At 52.2% G+C, this 23,275-nt stretch carries 19 protein-coding genes and 1 tRNA gene; 15 read left to right on the top strand and 5 right to left on the bottom strand.

Annotated features, from left to right (window positions below; translation table 11 throughout):
* Positions 1-13 precede the first annotated feature (13 nt).
* Complete coding sequence (locus V3851_RS06385) at positions 14-892, bottom strand: carbohydrate ABC transporter permease (protein WP_331845686.1); 879 nt, start codon at positions 890-892, stop codon at positions 14-16.
* Entirely contained in the window at positions 889-1,767 is an 879-nt protein-coding gene (locus tag V3851_RS06380) for a carbohydrate ABC transporter permease (protein WP_331845685.1), read from the bottom strand. The genes V3851_RS06385 and V3851_RS06380 overlap by 4 nt, the downstream gene beginning before the upstream one ends.
* A gap of 175 nt (positions 1,768-1,942) precedes the next feature.
* Here V3851_RS06380 and V3851_RS06375 point away from each other — a divergent pair, with 175 nt between their 5' ends.
* Together V3851_RS06375 and V3851_RS06370 are read left to right on the top strand one after the other, a co-directional pair.
* Positions 1,943-2,647, top strand: a complete 705-nt coding sequence (locus V3851_RS06375; protein ID WP_331845684.1) for a response regulator transcription factor — start codon at positions 1,943-1,945, stop codon at positions 2,645-2,647.
* Positions 2,644-4,269: a sensor histidine kinase gene (locus V3851_RS06370; protein WP_331845683.1), complete on the top strand. Its 1,626-nt coding sequence runs from the start codon at positions 2,644-2,646 to the stop codon at positions 4,267-4,269. The genes V3851_RS06375 and V3851_RS06370 overlap by 4 nt, the downstream gene beginning before the upstream one ends.
* 33 nt (positions 4,270-4,302) lie before the next feature.
* Here the strand turns inward: V3851_RS06370 and V3851_RS06365 are convergent, their stop codons facing one another.
* Complete coding sequence (locus V3851_RS06365; protein WP_331845682.1) at positions 4,303-6,657, bottom strand: AraC family transcriptional regulator; 2,355 nt, start codon at positions 6,655-6,657, stop codon at positions 4,303-4,305.
* 178 nt (positions 6,658-6,835) lie between these two features.
* On the opposite strand from V3851_RS06365, the gene V3851_RS06360 reads away from it, so the two are divergent.
* The 9 genes from V3851_RS06360 (at position 6,836) to V3851_RS06320 (ending at position 16,878) form a co-directional block, all read left to right on the top strand.
* Positions 6,836-8,350: an extracellular solute-binding protein gene (locus V3851_RS06360; RefSeq protein ID WP_331845681.1), complete on the top strand. Its 1,515-nt coding sequence runs from the start codon at positions 6,836-6,838 to the stop codon at positions 8,348-8,350.
* A 178-nt stretch (positions 8,351-8,528) separates the two neighbouring features.
* Positions 8,529-10,085, top strand: a complete 1,557-nt coding sequence (locus V3851_RS06355) for an extracellular solute-binding protein (RefSeq protein WP_331845680.1) — start codon at positions 8,529-8,531, stop codon at positions 10,083-10,085.
* A gap of 128 nt (positions 10,086-10,213) precedes the next feature.
* Positions 10,214-11,182: an ABC transporter permease gene (locus V3851_RS06350; protein ID WP_331845679.1), complete on the top strand. Its 969-nt coding sequence runs from the start codon at positions 10,214-10,216 to the stop codon at positions 11,180-11,182.
* A 20-nt stretch (positions 11,183-11,202) separates the two neighbouring features.
* A complete protein-coding gene (locus V3851_RS06345; RefSeq protein ID WP_331845678.1) occupies positions 11,203-12,078 on the top strand; it encodes a carbohydrate ABC transporter permease in 876 nt (291 codons plus the stop codon).
* A gap of 60 nt (positions 12,079-12,138) precedes the next feature.
* Complete coding sequence (locus V3851_RS06340) at positions 12,139-13,254, top strand: glycoside hydrolase family 88/105 protein (RefSeq protein WP_331845677.1); 1,116 nt, start codon at positions 12,139-12,141, stop codon at positions 13,252-13,254.
* Positions 13,251-14,618 carry a glycoside hydrolase family 28 protein gene (locus V3851_RS06335; protein WP_331845676.1) on the top strand — a complete coding sequence of 456 codons (1,368 nt, stop codon included), beginning with the start codon at positions 13,251-13,253 and terminating at the stop codon, positions 14,616-14,618. The genes V3851_RS06340 and V3851_RS06335 overlap by 4 nt, the downstream gene beginning before the upstream one ends.
* Before the next feature lie 66 nt (positions 14,619-14,684).
* Positions 14,685-15,653, top strand: a complete 969-nt coding sequence (locus V3851_RS06330; protein WP_331845823.1) for a pectinesterase family protein — start codon at positions 14,685-14,687, stop codon at positions 15,651-15,653.
* A 135-nt stretch (positions 15,654-15,788) separates the two neighbouring features.
* Positions 15,789-16,703: a sugar kinase gene (locus V3851_RS06325; RefSeq protein ID WP_331845822.1), complete on the top strand. Its 915-nt coding sequence runs from the start codon at positions 15,789-15,791 to the stop codon at positions 16,701-16,703.
* 91 nt (positions 16,704-16,794) lie between these two features.
* A tRNA-Leu gene (locus V3851_RS06320) sits at positions 16,795-16,878 on the top strand.
* A 632-nt stretch (positions 16,879-17,510) separates the two neighbouring features.
* On the opposite strand, the gene V3851_RS06315 is transcribed toward V3851_RS06320, so the two are convergent.
* A complete protein-coding gene (locus V3851_RS06315; protein ID WP_414859276.1) occupies positions 17,511-18,149 on the bottom strand; it encodes a nitroreductase family protein in 639 nt (212 codons plus the stop codon).
* 25 nt (positions 18,150-18,174) lie between these two features.
* On the bottom strand, positions 18,175-18,786 hold the full coding sequence (locus V3851_RS06310) for a TetR/AcrR family transcriptional regulator (RefSeq protein ID WP_331845674.1): 612 nt from the start codon (positions 18,784-18,786) through the stop codon (positions 18,175-18,177).
* Positions 18,787-18,915: 129 nt separating this feature from the next.
* Between V3851_RS06310 and V3851_RS06305 the strand changes: the two genes are divergently transcribed.
* The 4 genes from V3851_RS06305 (at position 18,916) to V3851_RS06290 (ending at position 23,253) form a co-directional block, all read left to right on the top strand.
* Positions 18,916-19,812 carry an MFS transporter gene (locus V3851_RS06305; protein ID WP_331845673.1) on the top strand — a complete coding sequence of 299 codons (897 nt, stop codon included), beginning with the start codon at positions 18,916-18,918 and terminating at the stop codon, positions 19,810-19,812.
* Entirely contained in the window at positions 19,746-20,093 is a 348-nt protein-coding gene (locus tag V3851_RS06300) for an MFS transporter (RefSeq protein WP_331845672.1), read from the top strand. The genes V3851_RS06305 and V3851_RS06300 overlap by 67 nt, the downstream gene beginning before the upstream one ends.
* A 558-nt stretch (positions 20,094-20,651) precedes the next feature.
* Positions 20,652-21,677, top strand: coding sequence for a M14 family metallopeptidase (locus tag V3851_RS06295; protein WP_331845671.1), 1,026 nt, complete (start codon positions 20,652-20,654; stop codon positions 21,675-21,677).
* Positions 21,678-21,702: 25 nt separating this feature from the next.
* Complete coding sequence (locus V3851_RS06290; protein ID WP_331845670.1) at positions 21,703-23,253, top strand: ABC transporter substrate-binding protein; 1,551 nt, start codon at positions 21,703-21,705, stop codon at positions 23,251-23,253.
* Positions 23,254-23,275 lie beyond the last annotated feature (22 nt).

Here is a 23,275-nt window from a genome sequence, read left to right as displayed (position 1 = left end):
CCTCCTTCCGGGTTCACCCTTTGATCCCCGACATTTGGATGCCTTCCACCAGATACTCCTCGCCGTAAAGGAATATCAGCACCATCGGGGCCATGTACAGCACGGATGAAGCGAAGGCGACGCCCCGCGATCCTGCCGCGATATCGGCCAAATAAAGCGAGAGCGGCTGGGATATTGGATCGCCGAGAAACAAGAGCGGCTGCTCGACCATGTTCCAGTTATCCACGAAGGATAAAAGAATGAGCGCGGCGACGCCCGGTTTGGTCAGCGGTAGGGCGATATGCAGGAAGGCGCGGATATGGCCTGCGCCATCGATTCTGGCCGCTTCGAGATAAGCGTCCGGAACGCATGCCATAAACTGCCGCATCAGAAATACGCCAAAGGCGGTAAAGATGCCGGGGAGAATAATCGCTCCGTAGCTGTTCAAGAGGCCGAGCTTATCGGCTACCAGATAATTCGGCACGAGCGTAACCTGGAACGGCATAAGCATCGTCAGCAAATAGACGAAGAACAGTCTGTTCTTTCCGGGAAAAGCCATTTTGGCGAACGCATACCCCGCTAAGGTGCTGACGATACACTGGCCGAGGATGATGGGGAGCGTCAGCTTGACCGAATTCCAGAAATGCAACAGATACTTCGGCCGCAATAGCAGCACCTCGCCGTACTGGGACAGTGTGGCCGTTTCCGGGACCAGCGTAATGTCCGAATTTGTGGGCGGGGCGGACGGGGCGGTATCGCTTGCGCTTAGCGCCTCGTAATGCCGTCCGATCTCCTCCTCGGCCATGAACGAATTGGTTACCGTCAGCACGACGGGAAACAGGACCGCAATCGCAATCAAGCCGAGGAAGACGACTTTTAAGGCGATACTTGTTCGACGCAGCGTAAGGCTCATGATTCGAGCGCCTCCCTTGACTTTCTTTCGCCCCGGAACAGGACAAACACCGTAATGCCGATTACGACTGACAGCAAGACGGCCGCCGCCGTCAGCTTCGGATACTCAAGCGATCGGAACATGTTATTCATGAAGTGCTGCAGCAAATAAATGGAATCCTGCGGATACGCTCCGGCGACCAGATACGTTTCGCGGAATACTTTGAACGACTGGACGATACTCATGACGAGCACGAAGAAATTGGTCGGCGCGAGCCCCGGCCACGTAATGCTCAGAAATTTGCGCACAGCCCCCGCTCCGTCGATCGATGCCGATTCGTATTGCTCCGCCGGTATGTTGGATAAGCCGGCAAGGAATAAGATGAGGTTATAACCGGCATTTTTCCAGATGAATACGATCAGCATAACGGCAAACGCCCACTTCGTATTCATCCAATCGACAGGGGACAGCCCCCGGTCGAGCAGGAAACCGTTGATAGCCCCGTTCCAGTGAAACAGCGTTTGCCACACCAGAATGACGGAAGCGACGGGAACGACCAGCGGCAGCACAAATATCGTCCGAAACTGTTGGCGAAAGGGCAGGTTTTCTTTCAAAAGCAGCGCGAGTCCCAGGGATACCGTAAACAGTAACGGAACACTAATGCCGGCAAACATCAGGGAATTGAGAAACGCCTTGCGGAATGAACCGCTGGCCCACAAGGCTTCGTAATTGCCAACCCCGACGAAATCGCCGTTCACGGGATTGTCGATGAGCGAGTAGTAAACGACGTACCCGAACGGGATGACGAAAAACAACAGAAACCCGCTAAGGCTCGGGGCCAGGAACAAGAGTGCGAACGGAGCATCCCGCCGGTATTTTTGCGAACATGACTTCAAATGATCTTCCCTCCCATCAGGCGCATCTTTCTATGCGCAGGTCTCCACTCGCCTTTCACATTTTATCCGGGCTGTGTGACAGCCGTGTGACAGGCTGCGGCGTGACAAAATAACTGTGACTCGCTTACAATGAGGCTGTATGAATGGAAAGGATGGATGGGAGTGACCGGCGGATATGAAACCGAAAGTGCTGATTGTCGAGGATGAACGGCGCATCCGGGAGTTAATCATCGATTTTTTGGAGGAAGAAAATCTCGATTGGTGCGAATGCGGGAATGGCGATCAGGCGCTGAGCGCGTTCCGGCGGGATAAGCCTCAGCTCGTCATTCTCGACATTCTGATGCCGGGGCTGGACGGGTACGATGTATGCGAGGCGATTCGCGGCGAATCGGATGTGCCGATCATTTTCCTGACCGCCAAATCGGAAGAAGAGGATATATTGCTCGGGTACGATCTCGGTGCCGATGATTATATAACCAAACCGTTCAGTCCGAAATTGCTGACGGCCAAAATTATGGCGCTGCTGAAACGGGCGGAGCGCTCGAGAGTTGTTCACGTTCCGGCAGGCGGAAATGAAGCCCGGTTATTGAAGGTGGGAGAAGAATTGGTGGTGGACCCGGAGACCCGGGAAGCGGTGCTGAACGGCAAATCGCTGGCGCTTACCCCCAAGGAATTCGATCTCTTGCTCCACTTCGTACGGAATCATAATCTAGTGCTTACGAGGGACAGACTGCTGGATGGAGTATGGGGGTATGATTATATCGGGGATGTCCGGACGGTGGACACTCATGTGAAGCGGCTGCGGCAAAAGCTGGGCGACCGGGCGGGATGGATCGTTACGATGAGGGGCGACGGCTACCGGATGAAGGTGACGCCATGAGCCGTATGACCCAATGGAAGCATTCCGTGGCGTTCCGGCTGTTCGCCGTTACTTTCCTCGTCGTTATGCTGTTTCTCGGCGGGCTGCTGGCGGCGCTTGCGGGGAGTTTTTCCTCGTTTTATGAACGGAGGCAGATCAAAGACATTACGGCGCAGATTAGCGGCATTCGGGACCGGTATGTGCGGGAAGGCATGCCGTCCTCGTCGGGGGGCGGGTTCCCTCTTTATTTCTACCGGTTTGAAAATGATTATTACGCGACTATATCACTGGTTACCTTGGAAAATGGCAAAACCATTGTCCGGCGGACCGCTCAACAGCTCGATGCCGACGACGGGTTGAGCGATATGCTGCCGACGCCCTTCCAGTTATACGGGCCGGACGGGCAGTTTAACAAGCTGATGCTGACGCTTCAACAATGGCGGCAAGACGGTGATGCGGTTCAACGTGTTATGTACGATCAGGCTACGCTGGTATATCGCCCGGAAGGAACCGGCGAGACGGAAAGCGGAAGCGATCAACTGGTCGCACTGGCACCGCTCGAGACCGACGGGCAGGGCAACGGGACCTTGCTGTTTGCCGTTTCCTCCCTCCAGCCGGTCATCGGAGCCGCGCGCGTTATCCGCGATTTCTCCTGGATCGCGTTTGGCGTCGCCGCGATGCTGGTGCCGATCCTCGCTTTACTGTACGCGGGCATTCTTACCAAGCCGCTCCGCTCCCTGAATGCGTTCGCCGGGAGGCTGGCGGCGCTTGATTTCTCGCGCCGCACGGGTTGGGTCCGCAAAGACGAGATCGGGGAATTGGCCCGCACGTTTGATTTTCTGGCGGATAACTTGCAAAGGACGCTGGGAGAACTTCATGAGGCGAATGACAAGCTGCGCGAAGATATTGAGCGGGAGAAGGAGCTGGAACGGATGCGCCGAAATTTCGTGGCCGGGGTGTCGCATGAGCTGAAGACGCCGCTCAGCCTGATCGGCGGATATGCGGAAGGGTTGCAGGACAATATCGGGTCCGGCGAAAAGCGGGAGAAGTATGCGGAAATCATTCTGGATGAGACGCGGCGCATGTCAACGATCGTCGCCGATATGCTGGACCTATCCCAGCTTGAATCCGGCCAGTACCGGATCAATCGGGAGAAGTTCGATCTCTTTGAATTGCTGGCGGAATCGGCCGCACGCGCGAAAGCGATCGGCGCGGGGAGAGACGTCAAGGTGAAATTATGTCTGCCGCCGGAGGAGGACACCGCCCCCGTCTCGGCCGACCGTTCCCGTCTCGGGCAGGTGCTGATCAATCTGCTGAGCAATGCGGTTCGCCACGCCCCGGCAGGAGGGAGGGTCACGCTGGCGGCTTCCCGCAGTGACAAGGAATGGGAGATTGCCGTGCATAATGAGGGGGAGCCCATCCCCGCTGAAGAGCTTCCCCGCATTTGGAGCCAGTTCTACCGAGTGGACAAGGCGCGCAGCAGGGAAAGCGGCGGAACCGGGATCGGGCTCGCGATCGTGAAGCAAATCCTGGAGTTGCACGGAAGCAGCTACGAGGCGCGGAATGAGCACGGTGGCGTGACCTTTGCCTTCACGCTGCCCTTAAACGCAGGAGAGCAGACGGGGCGGCTATCCGCAGGTTAGCGCTTCAAGCCGAGCCGTATCACATTGCGCAAGTCATTTCGCGAGGTTATCCAGAAGATGCGTTTGTTTGGATCCGCCGTGCAGCTCGCGGTACTGTCCCGGTGTCATGCCTTCCTGCTTGCGGAACGAGCGGATGAAGTTCTGCGAGTTGTTGTATCTTAACCGGGCCGCGATATCCTTGACCGGCATATCGGTCTCCGCGAGCCATTTTTTGGCCATTTTGAACCGGTACATGGTAAGGTATTCGCTGAAATAGGACTGGGTCTCCTTACGAAAAATGCTGCTGATATAGTTGGCATTGTAGTGAAGTCGCGAAGCGCACTCCTCCAATGTAAGATCCGTATCGTAATAATGATGCACCAGATCGATGATCTTCTCGGAGATATTGTGGTACTGGGCGTTTTGCCGGCTGTTGAAAATTTTAATGAGCGGATAGATGATCACGCTCCAGAACCAATCCTCGATTTCCGCCACGGTAGGCAGCTCCAGCAGCTCCTCGTATAGCGAGCCGTTTGCGTGATATATCTGATTCAAGCCGATGCCGGATTCCTGCATCATGATGAGCAGATTGTTGAGCAAACGGGTCAACGGAATTTGGTATTCCTGCGGAGTCAGCTCCTGGGCGAAAATCGATGCGAACAGTCCGCGGACCAGCTCTTTCGCCTTCTCGGTTTCCGCGAGTTTAATCGCGTCCATAAGATCGTTTTCTTTATGGGTCGGATAGTTCAATTTCAAATAATGCATGCCGGAGTTGATATTTTCGTACTGAATGATGACGCCTTTGCCCAGCTTGATCCGGTATTTTAACGCCTCGAGTCCTTCCTTGTAGGCGATCGGTAGTTTGTGGAAGGAATGGAACGAAAGGCTCAGGCCGATGCTTACCTGCAGCTTAAGACAGCTGTTGATTTCCTGCTGAAGCTGTTCGGTCAAGGAATACAGCAACCGATGGAAGACGGCTTCGTCCTGGTCCACGCTGCCGATCAGCGTCACGATGACCTGATCCATAATGACCGGAGCCAGCCGATTATCGGGGCTGACCAGTTCCTCGATCATATTGTTCGCGGCAAACAGCAGCAGGTTCAGATCCTTTTTCTCATAGGCCGAATTGTCGCTGAAATCGATCGACAGGGTAATGACGGCCATCGTCTTCCATTCGCGAATCTGGCGGCCGTAGCCGAATTGCTCCAGCTTGTCGAGCAGCTCGTTCTTTTTGTAATTGCCGTGGAAGGCTTGGGTCAGGGAAAAAATACGGACCTGCCGGATATGCTGGCTGATTTCCCGTTCCAGCTGCGATTTGGATTGGAACAAATGATGAACCTGCTCCCCGATCAATTGAAATTCATCGGCATGCTTCGTTTTAACATCGGTTTTGCGCTGCCCCATCTGATTCAACAGCCTTTCGATCGGCGTGTACATGCTGCGTGAGCCGACTCGGGCGATAAGAATGGAAAGCAGCAGCATGAACGCGCAGACGTAGAATGTATAAAAGCCGATTTTATTGGATTCCTTCGTCAGGCTGGCGATCGAGGTGACGGACAAATACCCCCACCCGTTGAGCTGGGACCGTAAAAAGCTGACGGAATACTCTTTTTTGTTAATGGTCGTCGTAAATTGCCCGGAAGCTCCGGCGTCGGCGGAAATGAGCGAAATATCATCTTTCGTGAATCCGCCTTCTTCAATCGGCATGCCGATAAGCGAGGAATCGGGATGGATCAGGATCCGGTTCCTTTCGTCGATGACGATAATATCGTCGAGCGGCTGCGCATCCGGATTGGCGGCGTCCTGCAGGCTGCAGGCCGGAATATTCGCCAGCGCCAGACCGTACTTGTGCAGCTTGTTGGTCGGGAGCTTTTTAATGAGACTGATGCTGTAGTTGCATTTTGCCGCGCCGACGCTTTCCTCGCTGTAGAACCAGGAAGAAGGGGTCAGAATCCACGTGGTATTGCTGGAAACCTCCAGCAGATTGGTAAGCTGCTCGTGGTCTTTGTATTCGTTCAGCCGATACAGCCCGGAATTTTTGATCATCCAGTTCTGCTGCTTGTTCAGCAGCACGACATCCTCCAGCCTCGTATCGAAGGATTGCATATTGCGGATTTCGGTGCGCAAATCGTTGTATAATTTGAAATCGCTTTCATTTAACGGGCTATCAAGCGCTTTTTTGAGCACGCTGGAGTTTACCACTTGATTCAAAGTTTGATTGACCGTAGTAAGCTTCCGCTCCACGTTGGAATTAATTTGTGCAATCAGCTCCATTTTGCTTTCGTTTACGTTCTTCTGAATTTCTTTGGTTGAGGTCAGATAGGAGAAGGACCCGATAAAGAGTACGGGAAGCGTACTGATGACAAAGGCAAAGATCGTCAGCTTGCTCAAGAAGCTTAATGGTCTCACTATAACTCAGCACCTTCATGGATAGATAGTCACTAGTCTTAGTGTATGCAATTTGGCAGATAATAACAATAATCATTTTCCGGACCGATAATCATTTCATCGATTGTTACGGTTAAGCTGTTAATTCCCCTAGCCAGAGCATGTATGATGTATATATGAAGGAAGGAGGACATCATGAATGTCTGGAAAATCCAAAGAGCGAACGAGAATCCAAATTTACCGCTTATTGCTGATAATTCCGATCTTGCTTGCGGGCGCTTGCGGTCGGGGATCCGGGGAGCCCGTTTCCGGCGACAGCGTTCCGTACATCTCGATTTTGGCTCCGCTTCATTTCCCGCAGCCGCCTGCCAAGGAGATTATGACGGAAATCGAAACCTTGTCCGGAGTGCAGCTCGATGTCAGTTGGATCCCTGAGGGGGTCTATACGGATAAAATGAATACGGGGCTGACGACCAATTCGCTCGCCAAAGTGACGTTTGTGAAATTTTCCGACTACAATTTGGTCAAAAACGCGATTCGTTCCGACGCTTTCTGGGAGATCGGGCCATATCTCCAGGATTACGACAACTTGAAAAATCTGGATTCCGCCATTCTCGAACAGGCTGCCGTAGACGGCAAAATCTACGGGTTGTATACGGAACGTCCTTCCTCCAGACAAGGGGTCATCATACGCAAGGACTGGCTCGATCATCTTGGGCTCGAAGAGCCCCGGACGCTGGACGACCTATACGAGGTCATGCGGCAGTTTACATATAACGATCCCGACGGGAACGGGAAGCGGGATACAATAGGGGTCGTCGACCGGAATGATCTTGTCTACGGGGTGTTCAAGACGCTGAGCTCCTATTTCGGCGCGCCGAACAATTGGAAGGAAGAGAACGGTCATTTCATTCCCGAATTTATGACGGATGAGTATATGGACACCATGAATTATATGAAGAAATTGTATGACGAGGGCATCATGAACCGGGATTTCGCCCTGACCAGCAAAGAAATTCAGCGCGACCGGTTTATCCGCGGCGAGGCCGGCGTCTTTATCGGCAGTATGACCGACGTGCAGCGGCTGTCCATCGAGGCCCGATCGCTCAACCCGGAGGCCGATTTTACGCTGGTCAACCGCATTGCAGGGCCGTATGGGTATAAGGTATGGTCGATTCCCAACTATAACGGCTTGTTCCTGTTCTCCAAGAAAGCGATTCCGACCGAGCAGGAGCTCAGGCAGGTACTGAAATTTTTTGACCGGACGATGGATAAGGATATCGCGAATTTGATGATGTACGGGGTGGAAGGGCGGCATTATGAAATCGAAGACGGAAAGGTGATCCTGCCCGAGGAAACCTCACAGCTTCGCGTCAATGAAGTAAACCAGCTCTATTCGCTGATGATCGCCGATATCGGCAACAAGAACATCATGGAGGTGGCGAAAAAGGAGCAGCTGACCGACCTGGCCGACCGGCTTAGCAAGGATAACGAGTCGTTTCTGGTCAACGATCCGACGGTTGCGCTCAGCTCGCCGACCTTTGACGAGAAGAATGCCGAGCTGTCCGCGCTGATCGCGGATGCGACATATCATTATATCCTTGGAAATATCGACGCCGACGGCTTCAGGCAGGAGATCGAGCGATGGAAGATGAACGGCGGAGAAGAGATTATGAAGGAATACGATGAGGCAAAAGCCTTGCGCCAACCTTGAATGATAGGTTGGGCAAGGCTTTTTTTATGGGATTTCCCGGGATCATAATCACGATAATCATTACTCCAGATGCCTTGTACCGCGCGGGCTTTCTGAACAAATGATTGTATTCGTAATTTAACCGGGCGTGTATGGTGAGGTTGTAACCAATTCCAATTCAAATGGAGGTCAACTTGGAATGAAGAAAAAGTCATTCACCATCTTGCTGACGGCATTACTTACGCTCAGCATGGCGCTGTCCGCCTGCTCCGGCGGAGGCGGCAACAAGGAGGCGACGGCCGATCCATCGGCTGCTCCCGCCAATACGGGTAAGGATGAGACGACGTCCGCTCCCGAAGAACCGACGAAAATTACGATTATGCTTCCGCTGAACACAACGGAAACACCGCCGGACACCATTAAGAATGAAATTGAAAAATTGACCAACACGAAATTGACCTATCAATTCTTCCCTGCTGATACGTACGAAGAGAAATTGAATACGTCCTTCGCCACCGGCTCCTTGCCGCAGGTGACTTATTTGAAAAACTCGACCACCTTCATTCAAATGAAGGAAGCGATCAAGGACGGCCAATTCTGGGAAATCGGACCGCTGCTTAGCGAATTCCCGAATTTGAGCAAGCTGAAACCTGAAATTTTGAATAACACCAAGGTTGACGGGAAGCTGTACTCGCTGTACATCGGCCGTCCGCTGGCGCGGCAGGGCATGATTTACCGCAAGGACTGGGCCGACAAACTGGGCCTAGGCGCACCGACCAACGTGGATGAACTGTTCGCCATGGCCAAGGCGTTCACGGAGCAGGATCCGGACGGCAACGGCCAAAACGATACGACGGGGGTCGCCGACCGGAACGAGCTCGTGTACGGCGCGTTCAAGACCGTGTCATCCTGGTTCGGTACGCCTAACTACTGGGGTACCAAGGATGGCAAGCTGGCGCCGGAATTTACATTCCAACAATATATCGACACGATGGACTTCTTCAAAAAACTGCGTGACGGCGGTTATATGAACCAGGACTTCGCGGCGACGAGCAAAACGGATGCCGTCAATATGTTCACCAGCGGCAAAGCGGGGATGTATATCGGCGGCTCCATGCAGGACATCGACTCCCTGCATAAGGATTTGATCAAAAACGTCCCTGACGCGGTGCTCGATACGCACAGTATGGTAGCCGGTCCCGACGGGAAATTCGCCCAATGGATGATTCCCGGCTACAACAACATCGTCCTGTTCCCGAAATCGGCGATCAAGGATGAGGCGGAACTCAAAAAGATCCTCGCTTTCTTTGACAAGATGATGACTCCTGAAGTCGCTAATGTGATGTACTGGGGGATTGAAGGCGTTCACTATACAGTGGTAGACGGCAAAGCCAAGGCGGCGGAGGACAAAGAGCTGATCGAACGCGAAGTCAAAGGCTTCAAGGACAGCGTGATCGGGGAATCCGAAACGAACGGCATGTACGAACCTTATAATGAGCTGCCGGGCCGGATTCATGCCGAAGAGCTTATTTTGGAGAACGTCAAGGTAGGTGTAGCCGACCCGACGGCCGCGCTGGATTCGCCTACGTACATGGAAAAAGGCGTCGAGCTGCAGCAAATCATTACCGACGCGACTTACCAATATATGTACGGCCAGATCGACAAGGCCGGCTTCGAGAAAGCGGTCGAGGACTGGATGAACCGCGGCGGGGCCAAGATCGTCGAAGAATATAACGCCGCCGCTGCCGCTCAATAACGGGTAGAGGAAGCTAATTCCGAAAAGGCCATTTGAGCCTTCTGTTCAATGGCCTTTTCGGTTCATTACCGCGACCTGCCGTCCGGCAGCCAAGGATTCGAATTATCAAGTAGAGAGGAAGAATCATAATGCAGGAAGTCACCGCTCGGCCCGACACAACCCTCCAATTGCGGCCCAAAAGCGAAAAGCGGAAACATGAGCTGAGAAAGCGGCTGTGGCGCAACAAATGGCTCTATGTGATGCTGCTTCCGGGAGTGCTGTATTTTATCATTTTTAAATATTTGCCGATGTACGGGTTGGTTATTTCATTTCAGGACTACAAGCCTTATCAGGGGATATTCGGCAGCGAATGGGTAGGGCTTGAGCATTTTCGCAGATTGTTTACGGAGCCGGAGTTTTTTAATATTTTGTGGAATACCATCGTGCTGTTTGCCTTGAATCTGTTCATCTATTTCCCGGTCCCGATTATCCTCGCCATGATGCTGAATGAACTGCGGGGCAATTTCTTCAAACGGCTGTTTCAAACCCTCGTCTATTTGCCGCACTTCATGTCATGGGTCATTATCGTCTCGATCTCCTATGTCATGGTGACGATGGACGGCGGGATTATTAACGAGCTGCTGGTATATTTCGGAATGGAAAAAATCAATTTCCTGCTCAGCCCCGGCTGGTTCCGGCCGATGTATATCATCCAGGTCATCTGGAGAGAGGCGGGCTGGGGAACGATCATTTATCTCGCCGCCATCGCGGCCATCGACCCCGGGCTCTACGAAGCCGCACGCATGGACGGTGCGGGAAGAATGCGGCAGATCTGGCATATTACGCTGCCGGCGATTCGCGGGGTTATCATCACCTTGTTCATTTTGAAAATCGGCCATGTGCTGGATCTCGGATTTGAACATGTATATCTGCTGCTGAACTCGATGAATCGGCAGGTGGCGGAAATTATCGATACGTATGTATATACCGCGGGCTTGAGACAAGGGCAGTTCAGCTACAGCACCGCGATCGGATTTTTCAAATCGATTATCGGCTTGATCATGGTCATGCTGGTCAACAGAATCTCCAAGAAAATGGGAGAAGAAGGCGTTTATTGAGATTGCAGGAGGAATCGTAAATGGTAGAAGACAGATCGATAAGCGGCCGAATTTACGCCGCGATCAACTTTACGCTGCTTGCCGTGATCGCGCTGATTACGGTGCTCCCCTTCGTCCACGTCGTCGCGGGATCATTCACGACAAGCGCGGAGCTCGCGGCTCACAAATTCGTGCTGATTCCGAGGATATGGAGCTGGGAAGCGTATAAATTCATTTTTTCTACGAACACGATATTCAGAGCGATGGGCGTATCCATCGGGGTTACCTTGATCGGCACCTTGTTCAGTATGTTGATCACCTCTCTGATGGCTTACGGCCTTGCCCGCAGAGACCTTGACGGGCGGAACGTCATCAACTTTCTGGTTGTATTCACCATGCTGTTTAACGGCGGCATGATTCCGACCTTTCTGGTGGTGAAAGAAATGGGCCTGATCGACACATACGCAGCGCTCATTCTGCCTTCGGCCATCAGCGCGTTTAATATGATTATCTTGAGAAACTTCTTTCAGAATATCCCGGAGGGGCTGGAGGAATCGGCGAAAATCGACGGCTGCAGCGATTTCGGAATTTTGTTTAAAATCGTGCTGCCCTTGTCCATGCCGGCTATCGCGACGATCTCCCTGTTCTATGCGGTTACTTACTGGAACACCTATATGAGCGCGATCCTGTATTTGGACGACAGCGCCAAATGGCCGATCCAGGTGTTGCTGAGACAGATCGTCGTCCTGGCGAGCGGGATGGATCACAGCGCGACCCTGGACGGCACGGTTCCGCCGCCGGATCAGACGATCAAGATGGCTGTTATCGTAGTGGCCACGCTGCCGATTCTGATGGTTTATCCGTTCTTGCAGAAGCATTTCGCGAAAGGCGCCATGCTGGGTTCGATGAAAGGCTGATAACAGGCTGATCCGTAAGGAAGCCGTGGAGAGAATATGTATATTGGAAGGAGCTTTGAAATGACGGTTCGTCGTCCGGACACACCGATGGAATGGGCCCGAAAGGCCTGCGATTCATTAATGGACACTTACGCCGCGGGCAATCTTCCCCCGGCGCACCGTTGGCATTACCACCAGGGAGTATTTCTGTGCGGCATGGAGCTCTTGTGGGAAGCCGTTCAAGATGACCGCTATATCGAATATATTCAGCAATATGTGGACGATCTGGTTGACGATCACGGCAATTTTTATTTTGCCCGGGACGAACTGGACGCCGTGCAGGCGGGACTTCTGCTCTTTAAGCTTCACGAGCGGACGGGCAAAGCGAAATACAGGGTTGCCGCGGATAAGCTGCGCAACCTGCTGCTGACGTTGAACAGAACCTCGGAAGGCGGCTATTGGCACAAGGATAAGTACCCGAACCAGATGTGGCTGGATGGGCTTTATATGGCCGGCGTATTCTCCTTGAAATACGCCAATGTCTATGCCGAGACCGCGCTGCGCGAGGTCGTGTTGCATCAGGAACGGCTGATGCGCAAGCATATGAGGGACGAAGCTACGGGCCTGCTCTATCACGCCTGGGACGAGAGCCGGCGCATGCCGTGGGCGAGCCCCGATACGGGCTGTTCGCCGGAATTTTGGAGCAGATCGCTCGGCTGGTACGGGCTGGCTTTAAGCCAATTCCTCGACCTGCTGCCGGAGGGGTACCCCGGACGTGAGGAGCTTGCGGAGGTGTTGTGCGATTTCGTCCGCGCGCTGATCCGCTATCAGGATCAAGAGAGCGGGTTGTGGTATCAGGTCGTCGATAAGGGGGACAGAAGCGATAATTGGCTGGAGACTTCCGGGTCCTGCCTCTTCGTATATGCGATCGCGAAGGCCGTAAAATCCGGCCTCGCGGAGGGTGATGCTTTGGCCGCCGCGCGGAAGGGCTATGAAGGCCTAACCCGGGTTGTGGAGTGGGATGAGCAGGGGCGGCTTCTGCTGCCTGACATTTGCATCGGCACCTCGGCCGGCGATTACGAGAATTACGTCACCCGTCCGAAGGTGAAGAACGATCTGCACGGGGTCGGAGCTTTCGTCATGGCATGCGTGGAGATGCAGCCCTTGATGACGCGGGTAGGAGCGAGTGAATCATGAGCCTATACAATATTGCCGATTACGGAGCGCAAAGAGACAGCGGCGTCCCGGCAACGGACGCCATCGCCGCCGCGATCGAGACGGCCGGCCGGGCCGGGGGCGGAACGGTGTACGTTCCGGCGGGAACCTATGTAACCGGGGCGATCCGGCTGAGAAGCCATATCGAACTTCGTCTTGCCCCGGGGGCCGTCCTGTCGTTCAGTACGAATCCGGACGATTACCCGGTCGTCGACTCCCGGTGGGAAGGGGTGCGGCGGCAGGTTCACGCCTCCTGCATCTACGGCGAGGACCTCGAGCAGGTATCGGTGACCGGCGGCGGCACGCTGGACGGGAACGGGCAGCCATGGTGGGATAAGCACAGGAATGCTTCGCCGGAGCTGCATTTTCCGCGGCCGAAGCTGATCAGCTTCGACCGCTGCCGGCGGGTGACGATCGCGGGCGTGACGCTCGTAAATTCCCCTTCCTGGACCGTGAATCCGATTGCGTGCTCCGATGTCACGATCGATAATGTGTCGATTTGTAATCCGGCCGATTCGCCGAATACGGACGGAATCAACCCGGAATCGTGCAGCAATGTCCGCATCGCGAACTGCCATATCGATGTCGGGGACGATTGCATCGCGATCAAGGCGGGCACTGAAGATACGAAGGAACGGATCCCGTGCGAGAATATCACGATTACCGGCTGCACGATGATCCACGGGCACGGCGGCGTCGTAATCGGCAGCGAAATGAGCGGGGATGTCCGCAATGTCACGATCGGCAATTGCATCTTTAAAGGAACGGACCGCGGCATCCGCCTGAAATCCCGGCGGGGCCGCGGCGGGACGGTCGAGGACATCCGCGTCGGCAATGTGGTGATGGAGGACGTGATCTGCCCGTTCATCATGAATCTCTATTATTTCTGCGGTCCGCGCGGAAAAGAGAAATACGTCTGGGATAAGAATCCTTATCCCGTGACGGAAGAAACGCCGAAATTCCGGCGGATTCACTTCGCCCATATTACCGCGCGGGAAGTTCACGCGGCGGCGGGGTTCCTGTATGGGCTCGCGGAACAGTATGTGTCGGAAATCACATTCGATAGTATCGACATTTCCATGGCGAAGGACGCCGTCCCCGGCAAGCCTGCGATGATGGCGGGGATCGAGGATATGAAGCGTCGCGGGTTCTACCTAGGCAATGTGAGGGATGTACGGTTTAACCGGGTGACGATTGAGAATCACGAAGGCCCGGCCTTTTACATCGAAAACGGGGAAGATGTGGAAATCGAAGGCTGCCGATCGAAGAATACGAGCAAGCCGGAGAAGCTGGTCGAGCAAGTGACCGTGAATCCTGCGGATCAGAATTTCACCGATGCCGAATAAACGGATTGTATTCGGAGGCGGGCTCGGATAATCGGATACCCGCGCGAAAGGAGCCGCTATTAAATGATTGTAGTAGGCAAACCCTCCTTCTGTGATTTTCAGACGATTCAGGAGGCGGTGAATTTTCTGGAACAGGGGTCTTCCGGGGAACAAGCAACGCTGTGTATTTTGTCCGGGATATATGAGGAGCAGGTACGGATCTACCGCTCGGACTTGCGCATCGTCGGGGTGGGCAGCGTTGAGATTACGATGAACCGCTGCGCCAAGGAGCGGGACGAACACGGGGAGGAAATCGGCACGTTTGCGACGCCGACGCTGTTTTTGGGCGGCATCCGCCTCGTCGTCGAGAACCTGACGATATCCAATACGGCCGGACCGGGAGAGCGGGTCGGTCAAGCGGTCGCAGTGACCGCCTATTGCGATCAGGCGATCTTCCGCAGTTGCTCCTTCAAGGGGTATCAGGATACGTTGTTTACGGGGCCTTTGCCGCCTAAGCCCAGGGAACGGCCGGAATTCGGCGGCATCCCGCTCAAGGAAGAACACGAATCGTACCGCCAGTTGTATCAAAATTGCTATATTGAAGGAACGGTCGATTTTATTTTCGGCGGAGCCACGGCTTATTTTGAGCAATGCGAAATCCGCAGCCTGCAGCAGCCGGCAGGGAAGAAGGGTTACATCACGGCGGCCTCCACGCCTCAAGGGCAGGCTCACGGCTATGTGTTCAACCGCTGCTTCCTGACCGCGGAGCCCGGCGTATCCGAGGTATTCCTGGGGCGTCCGTGGCGCGAATTTGCCAAAACCGTATTCGTGGACTGCCGTATGGAAGACCATATTCATCCTTTGGGCTGGGACAATTGGAGCGATCCGGCGAACGAGAAGACGGTATGTTATCGGGAATATGTTCCTTCCGGGGAGATGGCTGCCGCTTTGCGGCCGAAGCGTGTTCCGTGGGCCGGTTGTTTGGCGGCCGAAGAAGGGGATACGGATTATCGCAAGGAGCATATTTTTGCCGGAAGCGACTTTTGGAAGGGATGACGCTTCCCGGGACATACCGGGAAGAGGAAGACCTGAGAGTCGGGCGGCATAGCTGATCAGGATGGCAAGGAGTTGTTGAGTGTGGAACGGAAAGTTTTATCCGGCGGACCGGAGGTCATTACGCTCGGGGAATCGATGGGGCTGATGATCCCGCGCGGCTCAAAAGGGCTGGAGTACAGCCCGGAGGTGGAAATGTCGTTCGGCGGGGCTGAGAGCAATTTGGCCATCGGCCTGGCGCGGCTTGGGATCCGGGCGGGCTGGTGCGGACGGTTGGGCGACGATCCGGTCGGCCGCCGCATCCTTAAGGCGCTGCGGGGAGAGGGCGTCGACGTCTCTTGCGCCCCGCTGGCCGAGGGCGAGCCTACCGGATTGATGATGCGCGAGCAGGTCGGGAATAAGAGCTCGGTCTACTATTACCGCCGGGGTTCCGCCGCGAGCGCCATGCGGCCCGAGCATTTGGACGAAGCGTATATCGCCGGAGCGGATATTTTGCATCTCACCGGAATTACCGCGGCAATCAGCCAATCGGCGAGAGATACGGTGTTCGAGGCCGTCGCTTTGGCGAAGCGGCATGGAACCAAGGTCAGCTTCGATCCAAATCTTCGTTTGAAGCTGTGGAGCGCCGAAGAAGCTCGGCCGGTGCTGCTGGCGCTGGCGGAGCAGGCCGATTATTTCCTGCCGGGATTGGATGAGCTGAAGCAGCTTTATCGTAAAGAAACGCTGGAAGAGCTCCTTCCCGAGCTGGGTAAAATGTCCGCCGTGCATATCATCAAGGGCGGGCCCGGCGTGACCTACCTGTTGGAGAATGGTGAACTTAAGGAAGTGCCTTATTTTAAAGTCGATAAAGTCGTGGATACGGTCGGCGCGGGCGACGGCTTTTGCGCCGGTTTTCTGGCCGGGCTGAGACAGGGGCTGTCTCATGAGGAAGCCGTGCGTCAAGGCAATCTGATAGGCTCGATGGTGATTCAAGCTCCCGGCGATTGGGAGGGACTGCCCACCCTGGCCGAGGTCGAGGCCGCTTTGACCGGGCGGGGGCATGTGGAACGGTAACCTTTCTTTCTAACAATTACTTGTTGACTAGCTTGAAAATGCGTGCTAATATATATTCTGTTGCTGCAAAACATTGCATGTGACAGAATATGCGGTCGTGGCGGAATTGGCAGACGCGCACGGTTCAGGTCCGTGTGGGCTAACCCCCGTGGAGGTTCGAGTCCTCTCGACCGCATCAAGCCCTCAAACAGGCCTCTTCCTTGGAAGAGGCTTTTTATTTGGCCTCCGCAATTAACTCTGACGAATGATTATTGATCACTTCTCTCGGTTTTAAGGCTTTTTTTCTTCTGCGCTCCGGTCAGCCTCCACCGCTGCATTCAACTCATCCAAATAGTATCCTTGGTATTTACTGAATCTGCTCTTTCATGTATTTGTGCTTGTTGGCATTGGTTTTCAGATGTGTCGGTTCCGCAATGAGTACGCGGCGCCCACCATTTAATGGGAAATGGCTTAAAGTAGACGGTTCTCGACAGCCTAAGCCTCTGACTCAGAGACTTTTCACATTTGCATATTAATTTTGAATCATTCAATCCGCTTGTCACTGGCATTGGAGGGTAAGGTAACTTCCCGCTTCTCGCTTCTGCAAACCCTTCGTTTCCAAAAAAACGGAAAACCAAGTAGGCTATCCGTTTTTTCAACAGAAGATATTCCCGAAGTAAATAGCTCCGAAGTGATCGTAGTTAATGAAACAGCGGCAGTTTAGGACCTTATTCTCGGTCCAAAGCTGCCGCTGCTTAGATCTTAACATCCGCTTAGATGCTCTTTATGAGGAATGAATACACTGATGTGCTCCTCAAGAACTTGTGTTTATTTCCATTGCGCGATTTCGTGAATTGGGAATCGAACGGGAGGGCGGCCTTCGGCTGCCGCTTTGCCAATCGAAATAATAATGATTGGGATGTAACGCGCAGCATCAAGTTCAAACGCTTCCGCAATCTTTTCTTTGTTAAACCCGGCCATTGGATTGGTAGCATAGCCATGTGCGTAAGCTGTTAGTAATAATTGCATAGATACCAGTCCGCTGTCAACCATAATGGATTCACGCTTTTCTTGAACGGAGAAACGATCAAATAGCGGTACGACAGTCGAAAGGATTTTTTCTTTCATTTCCTGCGGCATGTGGCCCAGTTCTACTGCCTTGCCGTAAATTTCATCGGCACGGTCGGCAAACTGGAGATCGCCAAATACGGCAATGACAGCAGATGAGGTATAGATTTGCGTTGAATTAAACGGTGCAAGCTCGACCAATTTCTCCTTGGCTTCCTGACTTTCTATAACAACAAACCGCCAAGGCTGCAAATTGAACGATGAAGGCGCAAGAGTTGCTTCCTTCAAGATTTGGCTCATTTCCTCCCGGCTGATTTTCACCTCCGGATCGTATTTTTTTATGGTACGTCGATTGTGAATAACCTCGTTAAAATTAAAATCCAGATTAGATGTAGACATCATTTTTTTCCTGCCTTCTTTTGAATTATAGAATATCGGGAGAAGCGGTAGGGTTGCCGACAAGCAAACGGTCGATAATGTCGGTTAGCGCTTTTCTTTTCGCTTCATATTCTTGTTCACTCCAGTCAAAAATACCTTTGTCAAACCAGAATGAAGCGCCCACTAATAAAAACTCCACAGCCAATTCTGGTTGCCGAACATGGAATATTCCTTCTTCTACACCTAGTTGAACGATCTGTCGAGCGAAGGGGAGTAAAGCCATAATCTCGGCAACTATCCATTTCTGATGCAATGTACTGTTGATTTCTTGATGGAGGTAACCAAATACATCCTCGTCTTGTTCGTTCGGGAAAGCATCCGTAAACATACGTGTGAGCTTCTCAAGAGCATTCCATTGCGAACTTTCAACCAAGTTCTTTACTTTTTCGAGTCGCGTGGCCAACGTACGCTCGCAAGCGGCATTGACGACTTCTTCTTTGGACTGGAAATAGTAGTAGAACGTTCCTTGTGCAACTCCGATCTTCTTGACGATATCGCTGACCGAAGTCTGTTCATAGCCCTTGGAGGCAAATAGCTCCATTGCGGCATTCAAAATCTCATCTTTTCGTTCCTGTGGATCCTTGGAGATTCTGGGCATGTGAAGACCTCCTTTTTATCACTCCTGTCATAACTTAATATATCCAATTGACTGAATGTCAGTCAATGTTATAGACTTATTCTATCAATCGACTGACAGTCAGTCAATAAAAAGATCTGGAGGATTTTCATGAACAAACAAAAGATTTTATTCGTGCTTGGACTCTCTGCCGCGATAGTTTCTCTTGCGCAAAGCTTGTATGTCCCGTTGCTCCCCGACATGCAGCGTGACTTTCACACTTCCTTGTCTATGGCCAACCTCACCGTTACATTATTTACGATCGCGATGGCCGTGATGCAGGTAGTGCTCGGACCGGTTGTAGATCGAAACGGTCGCAAAAAAATTCTGATTCCCGGCATGATTGTATATGTATTGGCTACGATTGGCTGTATATTTTCTTTTTCGATTGAAACGTTGCTTATCTTCCGTGTTATTCAAGGAATTGGAGCGGCTGCTGTACCTCTGATTGCCGCAACCATGATTGGAGATATATTTGAAGGAAAGAAGCGGGCCGAAAGTATGGCCACATACCAAATGATCTTAGGAATCTCACCTGCAATTGGCCCTTTGATTGGCGGCTTAATCGGATCAGTGTTCGGATACTCTGGAGCCTTTGGTTTTGCGGCGGCAAGTGCTGTTATCATTACGTTTATCGCTCTGTTCCTACTCCCTGAAACCAAACCGACAACTTCAACCCCAACTGAAAAACAGTTTGGGCTAAAGGCATTCGGACGAATTTTTCAAAGTAAGACCGGCCGTGTCGTGTTGTTGAGTGGTTTTGTTCTCTATGATGTCTTTTACACATTTATAGTATTTCTGCCAACAATATTGGAGTCCCAATATGACTTGGGTGCTGCGAACATCGGCGTTTTTTCGCTTGCGTTAATGGCTCTTAATCTTGTCGGCAGCAAACTAAGTGGAAAACTTCAAACCAAAATCGGTTCTGTAATATCGTTGTTATGGGTCAGTTCCTCTATTGTGGTATGTCTTGTGATTTTTATTTTTGCGCTAAATTTTCGCTTATAACACTGCTTATAGCATTAATGCTTACTGGCTTTGTGAGCGGATTGGCTATGCCTACGCTGCCTACCCTATTATCAGCAGAATTCGTTCAAGAGCGAGCAACTGCGATGGGGGTCTACAACTTTGTTCGTTACTTGGGCATGGCTGCAGCGCCGATGATCGGGAGTGTTTTATATCCTCTTGGGGGCACGGCCTTGTTAATCGGGGTAACGGCTGTTTTTGTTGGAGTAGTTGTATTTGCCACTCGTAAATTATTGCCATTGAAGAATAAGCAGAGAGCCTGACTTTCAAGACTGGTTCTTATCGGTAAAACGATGTCTGCAAGAACGATAAAAACTCATTAATCCAGGTTACCTCTATAAAAAACAACATGAAAGTAACAATAAGGTTTATAGGATATATTTAACCGATCCTTACGATTAAGAACTAAAGGCCGCGAACGACATCTACGAACTCGGCGGCTCTAAGGTAACGATGCTTTCAATGAGTTCCATTGGGTTCGAGTAAAAACTTAACCTGCGTTCTGCCACCTGTTTGTAGAGCTCATTCAAGCTATCCACTCAAGCGCAATCTTTAAAAGATTTCAATGATTGTACAGGTTAAACGTTAAGGCATAGGTGAGGTCGCTGTAGAGCGACCTTTTTTATGTCGTGGCACAAAAAATTTTTCTTTAAAATTTTTGTAATCGGTATCAATCACATATTTCCCCCTTTTATTCGACATATAACGCCATAAAGAGCCAATATATGACATTGACATTAATATACTTCATTTGATAGGATCAATAAAAATTTATAATTCATACATGAATAGTTGGTTATAGAAAGGCGGTTCATTCCATCATGCAGCAGTCCTCATCGGTGACCTCCGTTTTTGCGCAGCCATATTCCGTATATGGAAGTCTGGAACAGGCTTTCGCTCAACAGTCAGCGGCAACCGTATCCCGAATATATGAGAGTCATGAGGAGCAAACGGTCGCTTTTTTTCTGATCAAAGGAAATAAGGAGGGACCGACCGTATGGATTCAGGCTGCACTTCATGGAGACGAGCATGACGGCATTATTACCTGCGCCAGAATCCTGGCCGATATTTCGCCAGAGCAGCTTCGCGGAAACCTGATATTATGCCCTGTCACGAACCCGACAGCCATGCTTGCGGGAACGAATGCAAGCCCGCTGGACGGTATCAACTTGAATCGGGTTTTCGGTCAAAACGCTAATTCCGATTCTTACTCCGGTCGCTTTGGTCGCTGGCTGGCGGACAAGATCTTGGCCCATACCCATTTTTTGATTGATCTGCACGGCGGTGGCCGCTGGTTGGATGTATGCCCGTTCGCGATGGTGGCAGGTGACCACGAAGGCGCATTCCATGATAGCTTGGCAGCCTTAAGGCAGGTGCCGCTTACGGCCACGTATATATGCCAGTCCGGAACCAAGGGAATGTTGATAAACGAAGTGTGCCAAAAGGGGATTCCCGCCGTGCTGCTGGAGAACGGAGGCGGCAATCGTTGGACAGATACCGCCGTTCATATGCATCTATACGCTGTGCGCATGATCCTGGACCAACTTGGCGTTTATTCATCTGGATTAGCGCCGCAGGCAGAAGCGATTCTTCACGCAAATCATTCTCCTGCCCGGATAACAGAGATTGCCGAAATAAGGTTTGAGACGAGCGGCATACTCACGTTCAGCCGACAAGCAGGGGAAAATGTTCGGCAGGGGGAAGAGCTGATGCGCATATTGTCATACCCGGGGCTGGAAGAGAAGTCCATAGCCTGTCCCGTGGAACATGGTGTCATTTTATCCATTCATGCAGCATCGACGGTCCATAAGGACGGTTATGCGGTCATGCTGGGCAAATTAGCATAATTTTTTTTAACGGGGGTTGTACATCATGAAATCGAGCAAGTTTCTCCTTATCCTGACACTGCTGGCGGTTTTCGCTGCAGGATGCTCAACAACAAGCAAATCGGAAGCGGGTGGGGAGGCCGCAAGTGAAGGTTCGGAGCAGAAACTGGAGATCACGATTGCCAGAGCATTTGACGTGAACGGCTTGGACCCCGGTTTTCTAACCGAAAATGCACAAGTCGTGGATAATATCTTTGACACGCTGGTCAAAAGAGATGAGAATGAAAATCTCGTCCCGGGTCTTGCGACAAGCTGGACCCAGATCGACGACACGACTTGGCAATTCAAACTGCGCGAGGGCGTAACCTTCACCAATGGTGAGCCGTTCAATGCCGATGCTGTTAAATACTCGCTTGATCGCGTACTTGATCCCGCGAACAATGCGCCGACTGCTAGCTACGTCTCCACAATCAAAGAAGTCAACGTCGTTGATGAATATACGGTCAACGTGGTGACAAAGAAACCTGACCCGCTTGTGCCAACCCGGTTTAATCGTTATCCAACCGAGATCGTACCTCCAAAATATGCCGAAGAAGTGGGACAGGAGCAGTTTGCTCAAAAACCGGTCGGCACGGGTCCTTACCAGTTCGTAAGCTGGGATAAAGGGAGCAACGTGGTGTTGGAAGCCAACGCTAATTACTGGGGCGGAGAACCTGCTGTCAAGAAAGTGACTTTCCGTTCCATCCCTGAAGCTTCGACACGTGTAAGTGCACTGTTAAACGGTGAGGTTGATCTTATCACAGCCGTATCTCCAGAAGATCGCGAAAAGATTGAATCCTCCTCTACAGCCCATCTATCCACTGTGGAACGCGCAGGTAACACCGTTTACGTCGGCTTCAAAACCGATGTGAAGCCATTTGATGATCCGAAAGTTAGACAAGCGCTTAACTATGCGATCGACGTGAAGTCCATCGTTGACAATGTGCTTCAAGGTGCTGCCGTTCAGACGAACAGCTTAATCGGCCCGAAAGACTTCGGATACGCGGGCGAACCGGAAGGGTATGGCTACGATCCAGAAAAAGCTAAGCAATTGCTCGCCGAAGCAGGATATCCGAACGGATTCTCCGCAACGCTGGATACCGTAAACTGGTATATCAAAAACACGGATGTGGCACAAGTCATTGCAGAACAACTGAAGGCTGTCGGCGTAAACATCAAAGTCAACAATGTGGAAAGTTCGGTGTATCGAACGCTCGTACCTGCGGGCAAACAATCCGACATGTACGTTCTAGGCTGGAGCAGTACCAACACGCTAGATGCAGACGCAGCGATCTACGCCATCCTTCGTTCAGGGGAGTCCTATTCGACCTATTCAAACAAGGACGTAGATGCCAAGCTGGATGAAGCGAGATCGGTTACAGACGAGAATCAGCGCAAGCAGCTTTACCAACAAATTCAGGATGAAGTGTTGATAGATGCACCACGCATTTTCCTGTACCAGGAGAACCAGTACTATGGCGTATCCGATCGGTTGAAATGGGACGGCCGAGTGGATGGCTCCATTCCGGTATCTACCATTACAGCAAGCAACAAGTAAATCGGCTGGCGTCAATGCGACC

The sequence above is a fragment of the Paenibacillus haidiansis genome (genome assembly GCF_036553665.1).
GTDB lineage: Bacteria > Bacillota > Bacilli > Paenibacillales > Paenibacillaceae > Fontibacillus > Fontibacillus haidiansis.
This window is presented reverse-complemented; position numbering and strand designations above follow the sequence as displayed.

What these genes read in the sequence shown, in the direction of transcription:
- V3851_RS06355 (WP_331845680.1), top strand. Translation starts at nt 8,529, where the DNA reads ATGAAGAAAAAGTCATTCACCATCTTGCTGACGGCATTACTTACGCTC.
- V3851_RS06305 (WP_331845673.1), top strand. Translation starts at nt 18,916, where the DNA reads ATGAACAAACAAAAGATTTTATTCGTGCTTGGACTCTCTGCCGCGATA.
- V3851_RS06290 (WP_331845670.1), top strand. Translation starts at nt 21,703, where the DNA reads ATGAAATCGAGCAAGTTTCTCCTTATCCTGACACTGCTGGCGGTTTTC.
- V3851_RS06385 (WP_331845686.1), bottom strand. Translation starts at nt 892, where the DNA reads ATGAGCCTTACGCTGCGTCGAACAAGTATCGCCTTAAAAGTCGTCTTC.
- V3851_RS06315 (WP_414859276.1), bottom strand. Translation starts at nt 18,149, where the DNA reads ATGTCTACATCTAATCTGGATTTTAATTTTAACGAGGTTATTCACAAT.
- V3851_RS06370 (WP_331845683.1), top strand. Translation starts at nt 2,644, where the DNA reads ATGAGCCGTATGACCCAATGGAAGCATTCCGTGGCGTTCCGGCTGTTC.
- V3851_RS06360 (WP_331845681.1), top strand. Translation starts at nt 6,836, where the DNA reads ATGTCTGGAAAATCCAAAGAGCGAACGAGAATCCAAATTTACCGCTTA.
- V3851_RS06345 (WP_331845678.1), top strand. Translation starts at nt 11,203, where the DNA reads ATGGTAGAAGACAGATCGATAAGCGGCCGAATTTACGCCGCGATCAAC.
- V3851_RS06295 (WP_331845671.1), top strand. Translation starts at nt 20,652, where the DNA reads ATGCAGCAGTCCTCATCGGTGACCTCCGTTTTTGCGCAGCCATATTCC.
- V3851_RS06300 (WP_331845672.1), top strand. Translation starts at nt 19,746, where the DNA reads ATGGGTCAGTTCCTCTATTGTGGTATGTCTTGTGATTTTTATTTTTGC.
- V3851_RS06335 (WP_331845676.1), top strand. Translation starts at nt 13,251, where the DNA reads ATGAGCCTATACAATATTGCCGATTACGGAGCGCAAAGAGACAGCGGC.
- V3851_RS06310 (WP_331845674.1), bottom strand. Translation starts at nt 18,786, where the DNA reads ATGCCCAGAATCTCCAAGGATCCACAGGAACGAAAAGATGAGATTTTG.
- V3851_RS06325 (WP_331845822.1), top strand. Translation starts at nt 15,789, where the DNA reads ATGGGGCTGATGATCCCGCGCGGCTCAAAAGGGCTGGAGTACAGCCCG.
- V3851_RS06350 (WP_331845679.1), top strand. Translation starts at nt 10,214, where the DNA reads ATGCAGGAAGTCACCGCTCGGCCCGACACAACCCTCCAATTGCGGCCC.
- V3851_RS06340 (WP_331845677.1), top strand. Translation starts at nt 12,139, where the DNA reads ATGACGGTTCGTCGTCCGGACACACCGATGGAATGGGCCCGAAAGGCC.
- V3851_RS06375 (WP_331845684.1), top strand. Translation starts at nt 1,943, where the DNA reads ATGAAACCGAAAGTGCTGATTGTCGAGGATGAACGGCGCATCCGGGAG.